Origin of the sequence: Providencia sp. (assembly GCF_003533305.1) — a bacterium.
Taxonomy (GTDB): domain Bacteria; phylum Pseudomonadota; class Gammaproteobacteria; order Enterobacterales; family Enterobacteriaceae; genus Providencia.
Genome location: NZ_DOEH01000010.1, coordinates 283,724 through 303,093 on the forward strand (window position 1 = coordinate 283,724; position 19,370 = coordinate 303,093).

The window sequence follows — 19,370 nt, forward strand, 5'->3', positions numbered from 1 at the left end:
TATTACTACACTGATAAACTAGATATATAAGGTAAGAGCAATGGAATACAAGATAATTCTTACGAGTGATACACGAGGAATGTAGTTAACTTATCATGCTTGAAAGAGGACGTCTAGCGGCTCTCTACATAAAATAGATTTACCGCTAAACGTTTTAACTTACATATAACTATAACTTACAGATTTTCGTCTAGAAATTCCTTCAGTTGCGTTTTAGATAGTGCGCCAACTTTTGTTGCTGCTACACTACCATTCTTAAATAATAGAAGCGTAGGGATACCACGAATACCATATTTGGGAGCGGTAGCCGGATTTTCATCAATATTCAGTTTTGCGATGGTCAGTTTGCCTGTATATTCTTGAGCTACTTCATCAAGAATAGGCGCGATCATTTTACAAGGACCGCACCATGCTGCCCAGAAATCGACGAGAACAGGTGAACTTGCTTGTAGAACTGCAGTTTCAAAACTTGCATCAGTTATATGTATAATTTTGTCGCTCATGTTGTACTCCAAAGGATCATCTTTTACAGATTTAGTGTAACATTATTGGCAGCAGGATGCTTTATTTCAAAAGATACGCTTTCGTAAATCAACCGTTAACTGATATTCTAACACACTATGAGTAAAGCACACTTGACAGAAAAGAAGTTTTCCGACTTCGCATTGCACCCTAAAGTCATTGAAGCCCTTAGTAAAAAAGGCTTCGACTATTGCACGCCAATACAGGCGTTCACGTTGCCTTTCACTGTCAAAGGCAAAGATGTTGCGGGGCAAGCGCAAACAGGTACGGGCAAAACGTTAGCATTTTTAACGTCTACATTTCATTATCTATTAACTCACCCTGCTATTGAAGGGAAAAAAAATAATCAGCCACGCGCGCTTATCATGGCACCGACTCGTGAATTAGCAGTACAGATTTACTCTGATGCAAAAGAGCTTGCAGAGTATACTGGCCTGAAAATGGGTCTCGCCTATGGTGGTGATGGCTATGATGAGCAATTAAAAGTTCTACAAAATGGTGTTGATATTCTAATTGGCACCACAGGACGTCTAATCGATTACGCTAAACAAGGTTACGTTGACTTAAGTGCAATTCAGGTAATTGTACTGGATGAAGCAGACCGCATGTATGACCTTGGTTTTATTAAAGATATTCGTTGGCTATTTCGTCGCATTCCTGCGGCGTCAGAAAGACTTAACTTACTATTCTCCGCAACACTATCTTACCGTGTTAGAGAGCTAGCGTTTGAGCAAATGAATAATCCTGAATACATTGAAATAGAACCTTTACAAAAAACAGGTCATCTCATCAAAGAAGAGTTATTTTACCCTTCTAATGAAGAAAAAATGCGCCTGCTACAAACTTTACTTGAAGAAGAGTGGCCTGAGCGTTGTATTATTTTTGCCAATACTAAACATCGCTGTGATGATATCTGGGCGCATCTTGCCGCTGATGGTCATCGAGTTGGCTTACTTACTGGTGATGTCGCACAGAAAAAACGTCTACGAATTTTAGAAGAGTTCACGCAAGGCCAAATTGATATTTTAGTCGCCACTGACGTTGCTGCTCGTGGTTTACATATTCCTTCAGTCACTCATGTTTTTAACTATGATTTGCCTGATGATTGTGAAGACTATGTACACCGTATCGGCCGAACGGGTCGTGCTGGTGAAAGTGGTAACTCAATTACGCTAGCTTGCGAAGAATACGCACTTAATTTACCGGCGATTGAAGAATATATTCAGCATTCAATCCCAGTCAGTAAATATAATAGTGATGCTCTGTTAAGCGATCTTCCGGCACCAAAACGCCGTCATCGCCCACGTCCTGGAGGCCCTCGTCGCAATTCAAATTCGCCACGTCGCCATAATGGTCCTCGTAATAACCAGAAACGTCCAGGCTAAGTAAAAATAATATGCTGAAATCTTCTTCTCTTTATGCTGCAATCGATTTAGGTTCAAACAGTTTTCATATGTTAGTTGTTCGCGAATCGGCAGGCAGTATTCAGATAATTTCCAGGGTCAAACGTAAAGTTCGCCTTGCTGCTGGGTTAGATAAAAATAACCAGCTATCAGAGCAAGCGATGGAGCGAGGCTGGCAATGTCTGCGTCTTTTTTCTGAGCTCTTACAGGATATTCCTCGTGCTCAAATCCGTGTTGTCGCCACTGCGACATTACGTTTAGCAAAGAATGCAGATATTTTTATCGAAAAAGCCAGCGAAATCCTTGCCAATCCCGTCAAAGTTATTCGGGGAGAAGAAGAAGCGCGCTTAATTTACCAAGGTGTTGCACACACCACTGGCGGTCCAGACCAACGCTTAGTTGTCGATATTGGTGGTGGCAGTACAGAGCTTGTCACAGGCTTAGGTGCAAAAGCACAGCAGCTTTATAGCCTTGAAATGGGCTGTGTAACATGGCTTGAACGTTATTTTAGTGATAGGACGCTAACAGAAGAAAACTTTGCACAGGCACAAGCCGCTGCATTGAATGTGATTGCGCCTATCGCTGATGCCTTAAAAACTCACGGGTGGAAAATTTGTGTAGGGGCATCAGGTACTGTTCAAGCGATTCAAGAGATCATGATTGCACAAGGCATGGATGAGCTTATTACACTCTCTAAACTGCAACATCTTAAGCGCAAAGCAATACAGTGTCATAAACTGGAAGAACTTGAAATTGAAGGGCTTACTTTTGAACGTGCACTTGTATTTCCAAGTGGCCTATCGATTTTAATCGCCATTTTTGAAGCACTCGATATTGATAATATGACACTTGCTGGCGGCGCTTTACGTGAAGGCTTAGTGTATGGCATGCTTGAACTGCCTATCGAGCAAGATATTCGAGCTCGTACATTGCGTAATATCCAACGTCGCTTTCAAGTTGATATCGAACAAGCTGGTCGTGTTAGCCAACTCGCAGAACATTTTTATCTACAAGTTGCAAAAGATTGGAATTTAGAACCCCGCTGTCGAGATTTATTATTGAGCGCTTGTGCATTGCACGAAATTGGCCTGAGTGTTGATTTTCGCCAAGGGCCTGAACATGCGAGTTATTTAATCACGCATCTTGATTTACCCGGATTCACTCCCGCTCAAAAACGCTTACTTGCTGCTCTATTAAAAAATCAGCAAGGGCCTGTAGATCTCGCCTCTCTTAGCCAACAAAATGCACTGCCAATACAGCAAACCTATGATTTGTGTCGCTTACTCAGATTAGCGATTATTTTCGCGAGCCGTAGACGTGATGACACTTTGCCAGCATTGAGACTGAATGTGAACTCTCACATTCTTACCATTATGTTGCCTTACCGTTGGTTAACTGAGTACCCTTTACGTGCTGAAAATTTGCAACAAGAGGTTCAGTGGCAAAGCTATGTAAACTGGACGTTAGAGCTCGAAGAACGCAATAGTTCTAATAGTTGATCCCATTTCACGCTAAGGTTAACTTAGCGTGAAATCAATTTGACCTAATCACCGGCTTTTTTTAATCCTAATCGCGCCTTAATATCCGCTAACGCAGATTGTCCTTTTTGCATTCGCTCCTCTGCGCTTACGACTTTACGTTGCTGTTCCCATTCAAGATCATCTTGCGGTAATTCAAGTAAAAAACGGCTTAATTCAGGACGAATTAATTCACCATATTGACGACGTTCACGACAATGGGTAAAAAATAGCTCTCGCTGTGCACGAGTGATCCCGACATAAGCTAATCGTCGCTCTTCATCAATATTATTTTCATCGATACTACTTTGATGAGGAAGAAGCCCTTCTTCCATGCCAACCAAAAATACATACGGAAACTCTAATCCTTTAGAAGCATGTAATGTCATCAATTGAACTTGATCGGAATCCTCATCATCTTCCCCTCGCTCCATCATATCTCGCAATGTAAAACGGGTCACAATTTGAGTCAGGGACATCGGATCATTTAATTCGTCTCCTTCAATCATTTCACCCATCCATGAAAATAATTGATTGACGTTTTTCATTCGCATTTCAGCTGCTTTAGTGCTAGTTGACGTTTCATACAACCAGCTTTCATAATCCATTTCGCGCAATAAATCACGAACAGCAAATAAGGGTTCTCGCTCCGACATTTTAACAATGTCATCCATCCAATGGGTAAATTTTTGAAGAGACTCGAGACCTTTGCCTTTTAAAGTTTGCTCTAAACCTAGATCAAAACTGGCTTGATAGAGACTTTTACCCCGTTGGTTTGCCCATTCACCTAATTTTTGAATTGTTTTAGGACCAATTTCACGGCGTGGTGTATTCACAATGCGCAAAAACGCACTATCATCTTCTGGGTTAGTCAGCACTCGCAAATAAGCAAGTAAATCTTTAATTTCAGGCCGAGAGAAAAAAGAAGTTCCCCCAGATATGCGATACGGTATCCGGTTTTGCATCAGCATTTTTTCAAAAATGCGTGATTGATGATTACCTCGATACAAAATAGCGTAATCTTTATATTCAGTTTTATTAATAAAATGATGTGCAATTAATTCGCCAATTACCCTTTCCGCTTCATGATCTTCATTATTTGCGGTTAGGACTTTTAATGGTGCCCCATAACCTAGCTCAGAAAAAAGCTTCTTTTCAAAAACATGAGGATTATTAGCAATAAGAATATTTGCCGCTTTCAAAATACGCTCTGATGACCGGTAATTTTGTTCTAACTTAATCACATTAAGCTTAGGAAAGTCTTGGCTAAGCAAAACGAGATTTTGTGGTCGAGCACCTCGCCATGAATAGATTGATTGATCGTCATCACCCACAACCGTAAATCTTGCACGTTGACCAACCAATAATTTGACTAATTGATACTGACTAGTATTGGTATCTTGATATTCATCCACCAGCAAATAACGAATTTTTTGCTGCCAACGCTCACGAACTTCTTCATTTTGGTTTAAAAGTATGGTTGGTTTGCTAATCAGATCGTCAAAATCAAGAACATTACAGCTTTTTAAATGCAACTCATAACGACGATAACATTCAGCAAAATGTTGCTCTTTCTCACCTCGAGCTTGCCCAATCACTTGTTGCGGTGAAATCAGATCATTCTTCCAATTTGAAATAGCTGTTATTAGCTGTTTCAATAAATCTTTATCTTCTTCAAGTAAATCAAATGTTAGCTCTTTCAACAGCGCCATTTGGTCTTGATCATCAAATAGGGAAAAATTAGCTTTGATCCCCAGCGCTTTATATTCACGCTTAATAATTTCCAAGCCTAATGTATGAAAAGTCGAAATAATTAACCCACGCGCCTCTTTTTTACCCAATGTTTGTGCCACTCGCTCTTTCATTTCGCGAGCCGCTTTATTCGTAAAGGTCACAGCCGCAATTTGACGAGGCTGATAACCACATTGACGAATAAGATGCGCAATTTTATTGGTAATAACTCTAGTCTTACCTGAACCAGCCCCTGCTAACACAAGGCATGGGCCTTCCACAAATTCGACTGCCTGTTGTTGGCTTGGGTTTAATCGCATGGCTTCTCTACATCACTTAGTTAGTCAAAATGGAACTCGCTACAGATTGTAGCAGAAACCCAACCAACTCTTGAGTAACGATCCCCTATAACGGCAAAAAACCACATCATTCATCAGAATCATGCGGTTTTGTTTTATTCTTTTATTACATCAATATATTTTTCTAAACTATTCTCATAAAAAATACGCTGATTATCCAAAGCATTTCGCGTTCTAGGTAGGAAGCAAATAAGATTATCCCAAGGAGCATACAAAAGTATGTGACTTGGGTAATCTTAAGAAGCTGACACCCCTAGAACGTGAAAGGAGAAGGATAATTAATTGCCGACAGAAATCTTCTTCATATCCATCATATACCCGCGTAAAGTCTTACCGATGGCCTCAATTGGGTGATTACGGATAGCTTCATTGATATCACGCAACTGCGCATTATCAGTTCCGTTATCTGCAACAGGCTTAGCTAAGTCACCCGCTTGTACTTTTGTCATAAATTCTTTTAACATCGGTACCGCTGCGAATGAGAACAAATAGTTACCATATTCTGCGGTATCTGAAATAACGACGTTCATTTCATATAAACGCTTACGCGCAATAGTGTTAGCAATCAATGGCAGCTCATGCAATGACTCATAATAAGCTGATTCTTCAAGAATACCGGCTTCTAACATAGTATCGAATGCTAATTCTACACCCGCTTTAACCATCGCAACTAGCAGTACGCCATGGTCAAAATATTCTTGTTCTGGAATTTTACCATCATACTCTGGATAATTTTCAAATGCTGAATTACCCGTTTCTTCACGCCATGTCAGCAAGTTTTTATCATCATTTGCCCAGTCAGCCATCATATTTGATGAGAACTCACCTGAAATAATGTCATCCATGTGTTTATGGAACAATGGTGCCATAATGGTCTTCAATTGCTCAGATAACGCATATGCACGCGCTTTTGCTGGATTAGATAAACGATCCATCATCAGCGTGATGCCGCCTTGTTTCAGTGCTTCGGTAATCGTTTCCCAACCGAACTGAATCAATTTACCTGCATAACCTGGCGCTACACCGTCTGCAACCATTTTGTCATAGCTCAGTAAAGCGCCGGCTTGCAACATACCACACAGAATGGTTTGCTCGCCCATCAAGTCAGATTTAACTTCAGCAACAAATGACGATTCCAGAACACCAGCACGATGACCGCCTGTCGCTGCGGCCCATGCTTTAGCGATAGCCATACCTTCACCTTGAGGGTCATTCTCTGGGTGAACTGCAATCAACGTTGGAACACCAAAGCCGCGTTTATATTCTTCACGAACTTCAGTACCTGGACATTTCGGTGCAACCATCACAACAGTAATATCTTTACGGATCTCTTCGCCAACTTCAACAATGTTAAAACCATGGGAGTAACCCAGTGCAGCACCTTGTTTCATCATAGGCTGAACAGCACGAACAACGGTAGAATGTTGTTTGTCTGGCGTTAAGTTAACCACTAAATCCGCTTCTGGGATCAGTTCTTCATAGGTGCCAACTTTAAAACCATTTTCTGTCGCTTTACGCCATGAAGCGCGTTTTTCGCTAATTGCTTCTGCGCGTAATGCATAAGCAATATCCAAACCTGAGTCGCGCATATTTAGACCTTGATTTAGGCCTTGAGCACCACAACCGACGATGACGATTTTTTTACCTTTCAGATAACCAGCTTCATCCGCAAATTCTTCGCGGCTCATGAAACGGCATTTACCTAATTGCGCTAACTGCTCGCGCAAATTCAATGTGTTGAAATAATTCGCCATTGTCGTACTCCATTGTTCAGTAGTGTTCTGTTGTATTTGTTATGTCAGATAATTTATTAATCTGTTGCTCATTATTGAGCTGCTATAAAGTTACTATATGCGAAGAATCACATTGCTTAAATTGATATATTAACAATACAATGTTGCATAAATCGCAATAACGATAATTACGGTCACTTGAGGTACAAATGGATATCCGAGATTTAAAGCTATTTTTGCATTTAGCCGAGAGCTGCCATTTTGGCCGTACATCGAAAGCCATGTATATCAGCCCTTCAACGCTATCACGACAAATACAGCGGCTTGAGGAACAATTGGGGCATCCATTATTTATTCGCGATAGCCGCTCAGTAAAATTAACGCAAGCAGGTGATCACCTTAAGCAATTTGCTCAGCAGACTTTATTACAGTATCAACAATTACAACATGTACTCAATCAGCAAAGTCCCTCTTTAAGTGGTGAGTTACGGATTTTTTGTTCAGTTACAGCGGCTTACAGTCATTTACCTCAAGTGCTCGACAAATTTCGTGCTTTGCATCCTTTGGTTGAAATAAAACTGACTACTGGTGATGCCGCTGACGCAGTTGAAAAAATTGAAACGAAAGAGGCCGATCTGGGTATTGCGGGTAAACCAGAACGACTCCCTGATAATGTGAGTTTCACTAAAATTGGAGAAATTCCATTAGTGCTGATCGCACCATCGCTACCTTGTGCGGTGCGTACCATGGTCATGGAAGAAAAACCTGATTGGTCAACTGTGCCTTTTATCCTGCCAGAGCATGGGCCATCACGTAAACGTATCGAGCTATGGTTTCGCCGCCATAACATCAATAACCCGGTCATATACGCTACGGTATCCGGACACGAAGCCATTGTATCGATGGTAGCGCTTGGCTGTGGTATCGCATTAATACCCAGTGTTGTTGTCGATAATAGCCCAGAGCCTGTTCGTAGCCGGATCTGCCAATTAGAAAATATTTCGATGGTCGAACCATTTGAGCTTGGCGTCTGCCTATTAAGCAAACGCCTAAACGAACCACTGATAAAAGCATTTTGGGAATTACTCCCAGAACACCTAATCTAAGGTTTTGGGATCATCTTGCGGGGCTAAAAAGAAGCGGAATGACGGATTTCCCGTTTCATCATGATGCTCATAACCAAGAGCATCAAGATGTCTATCAAAACGTACCTCAGGGCCCGAAAGCTCAAATGCAGCCAATACGCGACCATAATCAGTACCATGACTGCGATAATGAAATAACGTAATATTCCAATACGTTCCCAAGGTCTCTAAAAACTTCAATAACGCCCCTGGAGACTCTGGGAACTCAAAACTATATAATCTTTCTTCTAAAGGCTTCGACGGACGACCACCAATCATATAACGGACATGAAGCTTCGCCATTTCATCATCTGACAAATCAGCAACTTCATAGCCATTATTCTGTAATTCTTGAATAATCTCAAGCCGCTCATTTTCACCGCCATTCAAACGAACACCAACAAAAATACAAGCGCGATCCGGTGCTGCATCCGTGTAACGATAATTAAATTCTGTAATTAAGCGGTGACCTAAGAGCTGACAGAATCGTAAAAAACTGCCTTTTTTCTCAGGAATAGTGACGGCCAATAGGGCTTCTCTTTGCTCTCCAAGCTCACAACGCTCAGAAATATAACGCAATCCATGAAAATTCATATTTGCGCCAGAAAGAATATGGGCTAAACGTTCACCTTTAATGTTGTGCTGCTGAACATATTTTTTTAACCCAGCCAATGCGATAGCACCCGATGGCTCTGCAATTGCCCGAACATCTTCAAAAATATCTTTCAGTGCAGCACAAATAGAGTCACTATCAACCGTAATCACATCATCAACATACTGCTGACATATCCTAAAGGTTTCATCGCCAATGCGCTTTACGGCAACACCTTCGGCAAATAAACCGACTCTAGGTAAATCAACAGGATGCCCTGCCTCTAACGCGGCCTTTAAGCACGCAGAATCTTCAGCTTCAACACCAATGATTTTAATTTCAGGCATTAGATGTTTAATTAATACGGCCACACCTGCGATTAACCCACCGCCACCAACAGGAATAAAAATACGATCCAAATGTGCGTCTTGTTGTAATAATTCAAGGGCAATTGTCGCTTGCCCTGCAATGACTAAAGGATGATCAAAAGGTGGCACAAAGGTGTAACCTTCCTCCTCTGCCATGGCTATCGCTTTTGCTTTTGCTTCATCAAAATTAGCACCATACAAAATGGCTTCGCCACCAAAGCTACGAACGGCATCAACTTTAATGTCGGCTGTCGCCGTTGGCATCACAATTTTAGCATTAATGCCAACACGCTGAGCTGATAGCGCAACACCTTGTGCATGATTACCGGCAGAGGCCGTCACCACGCCTTTTGCTTTTTGCTCTTCCGTTAAGCTAGCAATCATGGCATATGCACCACGTAGTTTAAAACTATGAACAGGCTGTCTATCTTCACGTTTGACTAAAATAGTGTTACCCAAACGCAAAGATATTTTTTCCATTTTTTGGAGTGGCGTAACCGTCGCCACTTCATAAACCGGCGCGCTTAGCGCCGCTTTCAAGTAATCCGCCCCTGAAGGAGCTACTGGTAACGGTTTTGCTGCTGCCACAATCAGCCTCCTAGCTTCGATTTATCGCGTACAGCGCCTTTATCCGCACTGGTCGCCAAAGAAGCATAAGCACGCAATGCAAAAGAAACTTCACGTTGACGATTACGAGGGGTATACGCTTTTTCACCACGAGCAAGTTCCGCATCACGACGTTTTGTTAGCTCATCTTCGCTAACTACTAGTGCCATTGTTCTTTTCGGAATATCGATATCAATAATGTCACCGTCTTGAACTAAAGCTAATAAGCCACCACTTGCCGCTTCTGGTGAAATATGTCCAATAGAAAGCCCTGAACTACCACCAGAGAAACGTCCATCAGTGATCAACGCACAACTCTTGCCGAGTCCCATAGATTTCAGGTAAGACGTTGGGTAAAGCATTTCCTGCATACCTGGGCCACCTTTTGGCCCTTCGTAGCGGATAACAACCACATCGCCTTCCACTATTTTGCCACCAAGAACAGCATCAACCGCATCATCTTGGCTTTCAAAAACTTTCGCTGGACCTCTGAATGTTAAACTGCCTTCATCAACACCCGCAGTTTTAACAATACAGCCATTTTCCGCAATATTACCCGACAGAATAGCCAAACCACCATCTAAACTATAAGCATGTTCAAGGTTGCGAATACATCCATTTTCGCGATCTGTATCCAGCGATGGCCAACGACAACTTTGAGAGAATGCTTTCGTCGTACGAATACCCGCTGGACCCGCAGAAAACATAGATTTCACTGCGTCATCTTTAGTCAACATAACATCATATTGAGCTAACATTTCTTGGAAAGTCAGTCCTAAAATATTAGTCACATCTTCTTGTAATAAACCAGCACGGCTGAGCTCACCCAAAATACCAATAACACCACCAGCGCGATGTACATCTTCCATGTGATATTTTTGCGTACTTGGTGCAACTTTGCACAAATGTGGAACTTTGCGAGATAAACGATCGATATCATCCATCGTGAAATCAATTTCTGCTTCTTGTGCTGCCGCCAATAAGTGTAAAACGGTATTGGTTGAGCCACCCATCGCAATATCCAACGTCATTGCATTTTCAAACGCAGACTTATTAGCAATATTACGCGGTAATGCACTTTCATCATCTTTTTCGTAATAACGTTTTGTAAGTTCAACAATGCGTTTACCCGCGTTGATAAACAACATTTCACGATCAGAATGAGTCGCTAGCAATGAGCCATTCCCTGGTTGTGATAGCCCAAGCGCCTCAGTCAAACAGTTCATTGAGTTTGCAGTAAACATACCCGAGCAGGAGCCACACGTTGGACAAGCTGAACGCTCAATTTGGTCACTGACTTCATCGCTAACATTCGGGTTTGCCCCTTGGATCATTGCATCAACTAAATCCAACTTAATAATTTGATCTGAAAGCTTAGTTTTACCCGCTTCCATCGGGCCACCCGATACAAAGATAACAGGAATATTCAGGCGTAAAGCTGCCATCAACATACCTGGGGTAATTTTATCGCAGTTCGAAATACAGACCATCGCATCAGCACAATGCGCATTAACCATGTATTCAACGGAGTCAGCAATCAATTCACGGGAAGGTAAGGAGTACAGCATTCCGCCATGCCCCATCGCAATACCATCATCAACAGCGATAGTGTTGAACTCTTTTGCAACACCACCTGAATTTTCAATATGTTCTGCGACTAGCCTACCTAAGTCACGTAAGTGAACATGCCCTGGAACGAACTGAGTGAATGAGTTAACAACTGCAATAATTGGTTTTCCAAAATCATCATCAGTCATACCTGTCGCACGCCATAATGCGCGAGCACCAGCCATGTTGCGGCCATGAGTGGTTGTTGCTGAACGGTACTTAGGCATATCTTTACTCCCGAGTTTAAAACAGGCGGGGAACGACCGCCTGTAAATCAGTTTGTACCCAAAATAATTATAATTGCAGGTAATCAGCAAGTGACAATAACCAACACCCCTGCAATTTGAAGTATGACGGGTATGTATTATTCGTTATTGAGGGTTAATTGGATCTAACCAGCCCCATTTATCTTCTGTTGTACCGTCAAATAAACCAAAGAATGCTTGTTGGATTTTTTTCGTTACTGGACCACAACGACCGATACCCACTTCGATACCATCGACACTGCGTACAGGGGTTATCTCAGCAGCAGTTCCGGTCATGAAAACTTCATCAGCAAGATAAAGAGACTCACGAGACAATGTTTGCTCACGAACTTCAATTCCCATATCTTTTGCTAGAGTCAAAATTGCATCACGAGTGATCCCAGGTAATGCGGATGACGTAAATGGCGGTGTAAATAAAATACCATCTTTGACTTCAAATATATTTTCACCCGCACCTTCAGATAAATAACCATGCACATCTAATGCAATACCTTCTTGATAACCATGGCGACGAGCTTCGCTACCAACAAGTAAAGATGACAAGTAATTACCACCCGCTTTTGCACCAGTAGGGATCGTATTTGGTGCCACACGATTCCAAGAAGAGACCATAGCATCAATACCTTGGTCTAATGCATCTTCACCTAAATATGCACCCCATGGGAATGCAGCCATGATCACATCAGTACTGTAACCATCTGGTGGATTAACACCCATACCAACATCACCTACAAAAACTAAAGGGCGAATATAAGCACTGACTAAGTTATTTTCACGCAATGTTTTACGACAAGCTTCCATTAATTCTTCAACACTATAGCTGACAGGCATGCGGTAAATTTTTGCAGAATCACGCAAACGTTGCATATGCTCACGATGACGAAAGACCACCGGACCTTTATGTGAGTCATAGCAACGTACGCCTTCAAATACTGATGTCCCATAATGCAGTGCGTGAGACATTACGTGAACTTTTGCATCAGCCCATGGCGTCATTTCACCGTTAAACCAAATAAAGTCAGCTTTCTTAGTCATTTTATTTATTTCCTTACATTGCACTTTGTGTGCGTAATAGTCGTGATTCTTGTTGTAGTATTTCAACTTCTGTAATGTCTGCCAGTTTAGTTAACTGTGCGCAAAGCTGTGTTAACGGTCTCTGGCTACTTACAGTAAGCTCTATATTCACATTATCGCCATCTGCCGATTGGCCCATATTCATAGCATTTATACGAAATCCACGATGGCGTGTAACACGTAATATACGCTCTAAAACCTCAGGACGGAAACGGGCTAATATTGAGAGTTGATGTTGCATCATAACGGTTTCTCCATCATTTTTTCATTACTCGCCCCTGGTGGAACCAATGGCCAGACGTTTTCTAATTCATTAATTGATACCTGTAATAAAAATGCGCCGTCGCTATTAAGCAATTCATCTAATGCCCCATCTACTTCTGATTTGCAGGTAATACGACGCCCTGGGATATCAAAAGCACTTGCCAATGCCACAAAATCAGGGTTATCAGTCAAAATAGTTTCACTATAACGCTGTTCAAAAAATAACTCTTGCCATTGACGAACCATACCTAAACGTTGGTTATCTAACAATAGGATCTTAACAGGCAGTTTTTTACGCTTAATGGTGCCAAGCTCTTGAACATTCATCATAAAAGAACCATCACCAGAGACACAAACAACCGTATCTTGCGGTCTGGCAACTTGTGCGCCAATCGCAGCTGGAACACCAAATCCCATCGTTCCAAGGCCACTTGATGTTAAAAAATTTTCAGGGCCATCAACAGTAATATGTTGTGCTGACCACATTTGGTGTTGCCCTACGTCTGTCGTCACAACAGTATTCGGTTTCATTTTGTCGGCGAGTTGTTTTAACAACAAAGGCGCATAAATAAGCTCGCCGGGATGATCATAGCGCCAACCAAACTCTTTTTTCAGCTGCTGGACTTCCTGCTGCCAATGAGAAATGGACTTTCTTAACATTAATTCAGGTAGTAGTGCTTTCGCATCTCCTAACAAAGCCACATGTGTTTGACGTAATTTATCTAATTCAACGTGGTCTATATCGATGTGAATAACTTTGGCATTTGGTGCAAAGGTATTTAGCTTACCGGTTACCCTATCATCAAAACGCGCGCCTACGGCTATCAACAAATCACAACGCTGCACCGAGATATTAGCGGCTTTAGTCCCATGCATACCTAGCATGCCCAAATAGTTATCATCCGAAGGTGTCACGGCACCTAACCCTTTGAGCGTAACAACTGAAGGAATGCCGGTATAATCAATAAAAGCTCTTAATTCTTTAATCGCTCCAGACATACCAACACCACCACCAATGTATAACATTGGTTTTTCTGATTGCTCTAGCAGCATTCTTGCCTGCTGAATTTCATCAGTTGCCATTACCATGTCTTGCTCGACAGGCATCAAATAAGGGGATAGCTCAGCATGTTGTAGTTGAATATCTTTCGGAATATCAATCAGTACAGGTCCAGGACGCCCACTATTTGCGATTGCGAAAGCTTCAGCAAGGATGCGAGGTAAATCTTCTATCGAATCAACTAAAAAACTATGCTTAGTACAGGCAAGAGACAAACCTAAAACGTCCACTTCCTGAAAGGCGTCAGTTCCGATAAAATCTGAAGCGACTTGCCCTGTGATAGCAACAACAGGCACAGAATCTAACAATGCATCGGCAAGACCTGTAATAACATTGGTCGCTCCGGGTCCTGAAGTCGCGATACAAACGCCCGTTTTACCTGTTGAACGTGCATAGCCAATTGCAGCAATGACAGCGCCTTGCTCATGGCGACATAGTAAATGTTCAACACCACCATCGTACAATGCATCGTAAACAGGCATGATAGCCCCACCAGGATACCCAAAAACAGTATCAACCCCTTGCGTTCGTAATGCCTGAACTAACCACTGTGCTCCGTTCATGCTCTGCTCCTGTCTGTCGATTACTTTATTTGTTTGTATTTATTTTATTTTTTGTGAAATTTTTTATTTTGATAAACATTTATGTCAAAAAAAACCCCGCGCCTTTCGGTGCGGGGTTCTCGTAAGATTTAGCTATTATTTCAGCTTTCGTCGTCCAAGTGCAGCCCCGCACGGTGGGATAATAATCACCACCACGCTAATAATAATTAGGCTAACTGCTTGGATAAATGCGTTCATAAACGGTATCTTTTTCAACATTATTCGTTATCTTTATTAAAGAGTTATCATTTTAAAAATCATTTGACAACTTTTATTTATTTTATTTATTTTCTAAATGTTTATTTCAATAAAAATCAATTAATTACAAACAAAACAACATAATAAACCACCATTTCATGAAAAAACAAACAATCAGACCTGCCGATAATCACATGCTCAGCAATATAAACCAACTCAATATTTCGCGCTTTATCCAATAAAAACATTATTTAATCATTATTTTTTCTCTTTAGTTTCATCACGCATCCAATATTCCAATAAATAAAAAATCATATCAATGCTGATAAAAACGCATTACGAAGCGCTTCGCAAGAAATTAAATAGTTTTTAAATTTGACAATTAAATTGTCGAGTAGCTTCGCAAAAATAAAGTATACAGGATGAAAGTTAACTAATTTCTCACAGAATATTACTCTGTGTATTCAATGAGGAAATTTATGACACTTGCTATCGTTTATACCAGAGCTTCAATTGGAATGGATGCACCACTAGTTACCGTTGAAGCGCATATTAGCAACGGCCTCCCAGGATTAACTTTAGTTGGCTTACCCGAAACTGCGGTAAAAGAAGCGAGAGATAGAGTTCGGAGCGCATTACTTAACAGCGGTTTTGAATACCCAGCTAAAAAAATGACCATTAATTTAGCCCCAGCCGATCTACCGAAAGAAAGCGGCCGTTACGACCTTGCGATTGCTATTGCAATCTTAGCATCATCAGGACAAATCCCACATGACGCATTGAATCAACATGAGTTTTTGGGTGAACTTGCATTATCTGGCTTTATTCGTCATGTAAATGGTTCTATTCCTGCTGCACAAGCCGCGCTCACTCAAAATAGGCTTCTAATTCTTTCCGTTGAAAATCAACATCAATTAAATTTATTGCCTGCTAACAGCGTAAAATTCTCATCAACTTTGCTTGAACTTTGTCATTTTTTACATAAAAAAACAGACTTAGTTAGTAATCAATACTTTTCAAAATCGCCCCATCCTCCTAACTATGAGCATGATATCAATGATATTCTTGGTCAAGAACAAGGAAAAAGAGCATTAGAGATTTGTGCCTCTGGAGGTCATAATTTATTACTACTAGGCCCACCAGGTACAGGAAAAACAATGCTGGCTAGTAGATTAATGACTTTATTACCCTCATTAACACCGCAAGAAGCCTTAGAGGTCGCATCACTACATAGTTTAACTCATACTTTAACAGAAGACCCAAACTGGCCAGTAAGACCATTTAGAAGCCCGCATCACAGCGCATCTGTTGCTGCGCTTATCGGAGGAGGAAGCCTTCCGAAGCCTGGAGAGATATCTCTTGCCCATCATGGTATTTTATTTTTAGACGAATTACCTGAATTTAGCCGTTCAGTACTAGATGCATTACGTGAACCATTAGAATCAAGAAAAGTCATCATTTCCCGAGCAAAAGCGAAGGTTTGTTTCCCCTCTAACTTTCAACTTATCGCAGCATTAAATCCAAGTCCAACAGGGCATTACCAAGGTGAAATAAGTCGCTCTTCTCCAGCCAAGATTTTACGTTATCTTTCTCGTATTTCAGGACCTTTTCTAGATAGATTCGATCTTTCAATTGAACTACCTTTACTTCCTTTAGGCACATTAAGTCATCAAACAAATCAAGGCGAAACAAGTGAACAAATACGCATAAGAGTAATTGCTGCAAGAAATAAACAAATTGAAAGAATAGGAAAAATTAATAGTCAGCTAACATCAAGAGAAACGACAATGTTTTGTAAGCTCAGTACAGAAGATGCATTGTTTTTAGAACATGCACTCAATAAACTAGGACTTTCTATACGTGCATGGCATAGGATACTAAGAGTTTCTAGAACTATTGCCGATCTTAATGCATCAACACACATTGAACGGGCACATTTATTGGAAGCGCTAGGCTATAGGGCGATGGATAAGCTATTGCTTCATTTGCAAAAACAAGTAAGCTGAGCAAAATAAGCTGAAAAAGACGACGCATGAGCATCTGGAATAAATAAAGGGACCGAAGTCCCTCTTAATCATTCCGACGTTAAAACTAATCGTCAGAATCGGTATAGTCTTCCGATGGGTCTATCTGTGGTTTACCACCAGATAACGTATGGAAGCGTTTTGGACGATTAATACGACTAGTATATTTTGCCCAAACTTTTTCTTCAGGGGTAGCAGGTTCACGTTCACCGCGACAAACAGCAACGAAAAGTTTCTCTTCATCTGTCTGTGCTGGACGTTTACCTAAATCAAGCTCATTAAAAGCTTGGCCGTGGCGCTCTAACAACTGAGCCTCTTTGATGGTGAAATCACCATGACGAGAAAAACCACGTGGATAATGTTTGTTATCGAAAAAACGATTAGTCGTGATGAAGCTATCTGCCATCTGACACACTCCTAACTTATTACAGTCAACTCTATATGGCGCGGAGTATTAGACAGCATAGACAATCTGTAAAACAAAACATTTAAATCATCACGACAAAAATAATTGGAGATACGCGTGGATAGTGAGTTATTGAAAACTTTTTTAGAAGTCAGTAGAACCAGACACTTCGGTAGAGCCGCAGAATCACTCTATTTGACACAGTCTGCTGTTAGCTTTCGTATCCGCCAATTAGAGACTCAACTTGGTACAAGCTTATTTACGCGACACCGTAATAATATTCGATTAACACCAGCAGGTGAGCGCCTAGTTCCCTATGCCGAATCTTTAATGAATACATGGCTACAAGCTAAAAAAGAAATATCTCACGCATCTCAGCACACTGAGCTTTCAATCGGTGCGACTGCCTCCCTATGGGAAGGTTACCTGACAGACTGGGTTGAAGAGCTTTATAATCAGCATGATGAATTACGATTGGAAGCAAGAGTTTCAACTCGTCAATCACTTGTAAAACAGCTGCACTCAAGAGAATTAGATTTATTAATAGCTACTGAGCCACCTAAAATGGATGAATTTGAAAGCACCATAATCGGTTCAATTGAATTACAATTAATGGCTTCACAAAAAAATATTGCGCTAACCAAATATAATTATATAAAACTTGAATGGGGTGCTGATTTTCATCCTAAAAATGAATCAGTATTAGCACAAGATGATACTCCAGTGATGATCACGACATCTGCTCATATAGCACGTCAATTACTTTCTGTATCGCTCTCAGCGACGTTTTTACCTGAACATTGGATAGTACAATATCCTGGCTTAAAAACGCTCTCAGAAACCGTAATTATTAAGCCATTATATGCGGTTTGGCTGCAAAAAAATGATCAACAAGCACTCATTAATCAATTAATTAAAGTACCTATAAAAAATGCACAGTTACTAATCGAGCCATCCAAAGATGAGTGATCTTTCACTCATTTTCTAGCGGATTGCATAACTATCAACTCAGCAGACACTAATTAACTTTTCACCATGACTTTTTCATACTCTACAGGTGATTATTGATTATCGGAACCATGCCTACGTTTAATGTTGTAGAAGATCTCGATATATTCAAAGATATCCATACGCCCTTCTTCTTGAGAGGAATAAATCTTTCATTCTCTTTTTCATCAATTGAAGAAACGTTCTACAACCGCGTGTCACGATAATTTCCTCTACAGCTCATACTAACATCCAATCAGTCCTGCTTTAAAAAAGCATTCTAATCATGACTGGTATATTGACTGCCTTGGTCGGAATACACGAGTACATTCTTTAAAAATTTTCAATATCAGTAAATTATGACTAGTATTTTTTATTATTTCTTATAATACAATATATTACAGTTCATATTTTAATGTCTAAAACCATCAGTTCACATCCTAAACCAGTGCATTTTAAAAAATCTACCCCCTATATTTTGATGAATTATAATATTTATTTCAGTCTTAATAAGCTCGATCTCAGGGAGATTAATTCTATCATGTCCATTCAAATATATAGATATAACAAGTAACTATTCAAATAAGCATTATTTAATAAATATATTTCATTAATACTCAGCACAAAGAGCAATAATCTAATAGGTAAGCTAACAATATGTTTTTTTATTGAAAAAGAAATGAGGTAAATGATAGAAGGGTTAATAAAATAAATAACGAGGAAGTAAATTGAATGAAATGAGTAAAATTTAGATAAAGAAAAACCCGATTAATATAATCGGGTTATCAATAGATACTTCTTTTATTATTACTTAATTGGTAACTGGCAGGGGCGGAGAGACTCGAACTCCCAACACCCGGTTTTGGAGACCGGTGCTCTACCAATTGAACTACGCCCCTAAATTAAGTGGCGGAACGGACGGGACT

The 19,370-nt window shown here is 40.6% G+C and carries 15 protein-coding genes, 1 tRNA gene and 1 pseudogene; 5 read left to right on the forward strand and 12 right to left on the reverse strand.

Going from position 1 to position 19,370, the window contains the following annotated elements; translation table 11 throughout:
- Positions 1 to 176 precede the first annotated feature (176 nt).
- Positions 177 to 503: a thioredoxin TrxA gene (trxA, locus tag DD649_RS05375; protein ID WP_294104387.1), complete on the reverse strand. Its 327-nt coding sequence runs from the start codon at positions 501 to 503 to the stop codon at positions 177 to 179.
- A 117-nt stretch (positions 504 to 620) separates the two neighbouring features.
- On the opposite strand from trxA, the gene rhlB reads away from it, so the two are divergent.
- Together rhlB and gppA are read left to right on the forward strand one after the other, a co-directional pair.
- Positions 621 to 1,907, forward strand: coding sequence for an ATP-dependent RNA helicase RhlB (gene rhlB, locus DD649_RS05380; RefSeq protein WP_294104389.1), 1,287 nt, complete (start codon positions 621 to 623; stop codon positions 1,905 to 1,907).
- Positions 1,908 to 1,918: 11 nt separating this feature from the next.
- Positions 1,919 to 3,424 (forward strand): guanosine-5'-triphosphate,3'-diphosphate diphosphatase, encoded by a 1,506-nt coding sequence (gene gppA, locus DD649_RS05385; RefSeq protein ID WP_336429414.1) that lies wholly within the window; start codon positions 1,919 to 1,921, stop codon positions 3,422 to 3,424.
- Between the two features lie 44 nt (positions 3,425 to 3,468).
- Here gppA and rep read toward each other — a convergent pair whose 3' ends face one another.
- Both rep and ilvC read right to left on the reverse strand, forming a co-directional pair.
- A complete protein-coding gene (gene rep, locus DD649_RS05390; protein WP_294104393.1) occupies positions 3,469 to 5,493 on the reverse strand; it encodes a DNA helicase Rep in 2,025 nt (674 codons plus the stop codon).
- 317 nt (positions 5,494 to 5,810) lie between these two features.
- The gene (gene ilvC, locus DD649_RS05395) at positions 5,811 to 7,286 is read right to left on the reverse strand and encodes a ketol-acid reductoisomerase (protein WP_294104397.1); all 1,476 of its coding nucleotides are present in this window, start codon (positions 7,284 to 7,286) and stop codon (positions 5,811 to 5,813) included.
- A gap of 188 nt (positions 7,287 to 7,474) precedes the next feature.
- Here ilvC and ilvY point away from each other — a divergent pair, with 188 nt between their 5' ends.
- Positions 7,475 to 8,371 (forward strand): HTH-type transcriptional activator IlvY, encoded by an 897-nt coding sequence (gene ilvY, locus DD649_RS05400; RefSeq protein WP_294104399.1) that lies wholly within the window; start codon positions 7,475 to 7,477, stop codon positions 8,369 to 8,371.
- Here the strand turns inward: ilvY and ilvA are convergent.
- The 6 genes from ilvA to ilvL all read right to left on the reverse strand — a co-directional run bounded on the left by ilvA (position 8,363) and on the right by ilvL (position 15,027).
- Entirely contained in the window at positions 8,363 to 9,937 is a 1,575-nt protein-coding gene (gene ilvA / locus DD649_RS05405; RefSeq protein ID WP_294104401.1) for a threonine ammonia-lyase, biosynthetic, read from the reverse strand. The two genes, ilvY and ilvA, sit on opposite strands and share 9 nt — an antisense overlap.
- 2 nt (positions 9,938 to 9,939) lie before the next feature.
- The gene (ilvD, locus tag DD649_RS05410) at positions 9,940 to 11,790 is read right to left on the reverse strand and encodes a dihydroxy-acid dehydratase (protein ID WP_336429418.1); all 1,851 of its coding nucleotides are present in this window, start codon (positions 11,788 to 11,790) and stop codon (positions 9,940 to 9,942) included.
- Between the two features lie 144 nt (positions 11,791 to 11,934).
- Entirely contained in the window at positions 11,935 to 12,864 is a 930-nt protein-coding gene (locus DD649_RS05415; protein ID WP_294104405.1) for a branched-chain amino acid transaminase, read from the reverse strand.
- A 13-nt stretch (positions 12,865 to 12,877) separates the two neighbouring features.
- Entirely contained in the window at positions 12,878 to 13,147 is a 270-nt protein-coding gene (gene ilvM, locus DD649_RS05420) for an acetolactate synthase 2 small subunit (protein ID WP_294104407.1), read from the reverse strand.
- Complete coding sequence (gene ilvG, locus DD649_RS05425; protein WP_336429421.1) at positions 13,144 to 14,790, reverse strand: acetolactate synthase 2 catalytic subunit; 1,647 nt, start codon at positions 14,788 to 14,790, stop codon at positions 13,144 to 13,146. Before ilvG ends, ilvM begins: the two co-directional genes overlap by 4 nt.
- Before the next feature lie 135 nt (positions 14,791 to 14,925).
- On the reverse strand, positions 14,926 to 15,027 hold the full coding sequence (gene ilvL / locus DD649_RS05430) for an ilv operon leader peptide (protein ID WP_073890001.1): 102 nt from the start codon (positions 15,025 to 15,027) through the stop codon (positions 14,926 to 14,928).
- 479 nt (positions 15,028 to 15,506) lie between these two features.
- On the opposite strand from ilvL, the gene DD649_RS05435 reads away from it, so the two are divergent.
- Positions 15,507 to 17,033 carry a YifB family Mg chelatase-like AAA ATPase gene (locus DD649_RS05435; protein ID WP_336429425.1) on the forward strand — a complete coding sequence of 509 codons (1,527 nt, stop codon included), beginning with the start codon at positions 15,507 to 15,509 and terminating at the stop codon, positions 17,031 to 17,033.
- An 85-nt stretch (positions 17,034 to 17,118) separates the two neighbouring features.
- Here DD649_RS05435 and DD649_RS05440 read toward each other — a convergent pair whose 3' ends face one another.
- The gene (locus DD649_RS05440) at positions 17,119 to 17,457 is read right to left on the reverse strand and encodes a DUF413 domain-containing protein (protein WP_294104418.1); all 339 of its coding nucleotides are present in this window, start codon (positions 17,455 to 17,457) and stop codon (positions 17,119 to 17,121) included.
- Between the two features lie 111 nt (positions 17,458 to 17,568).
- Between DD649_RS05440 and hdfR the strand changes: the two genes are divergently transcribed.
- Positions 17,569 to 18,426: an HTH-type transcriptional regulator HdfR gene (hdfR, locus tag DD649_RS05445; protein ID WP_336429438.1), complete on the forward strand. Its 858-nt coding sequence runs from the start codon at positions 17,569 to 17,571 to the stop codon at positions 18,424 to 18,426.
- Between the two features lie 92 nt (positions 18,427 to 18,518).
- Here hdfR and DD649_RS05450 read toward each other — a convergent pair.
- Both DD649_RS05450 and DD649_RS05455 read right to left on the reverse strand, forming a co-directional pair.
- Positions 18,519 to 18,775, reverse strand: a pseudogene (locus DD649_RS05450) (IS3 family transposase); the annotation flags it as partial.
- Between the two features lie 492 nt (positions 18,776 to 19,267).
- Positions 19,268 to 19,343, reverse strand: a tRNA-Trp gene (locus DD649_RS05455).
- Positions 19,344 to 19,370 lie beyond the last annotated feature (27 nt).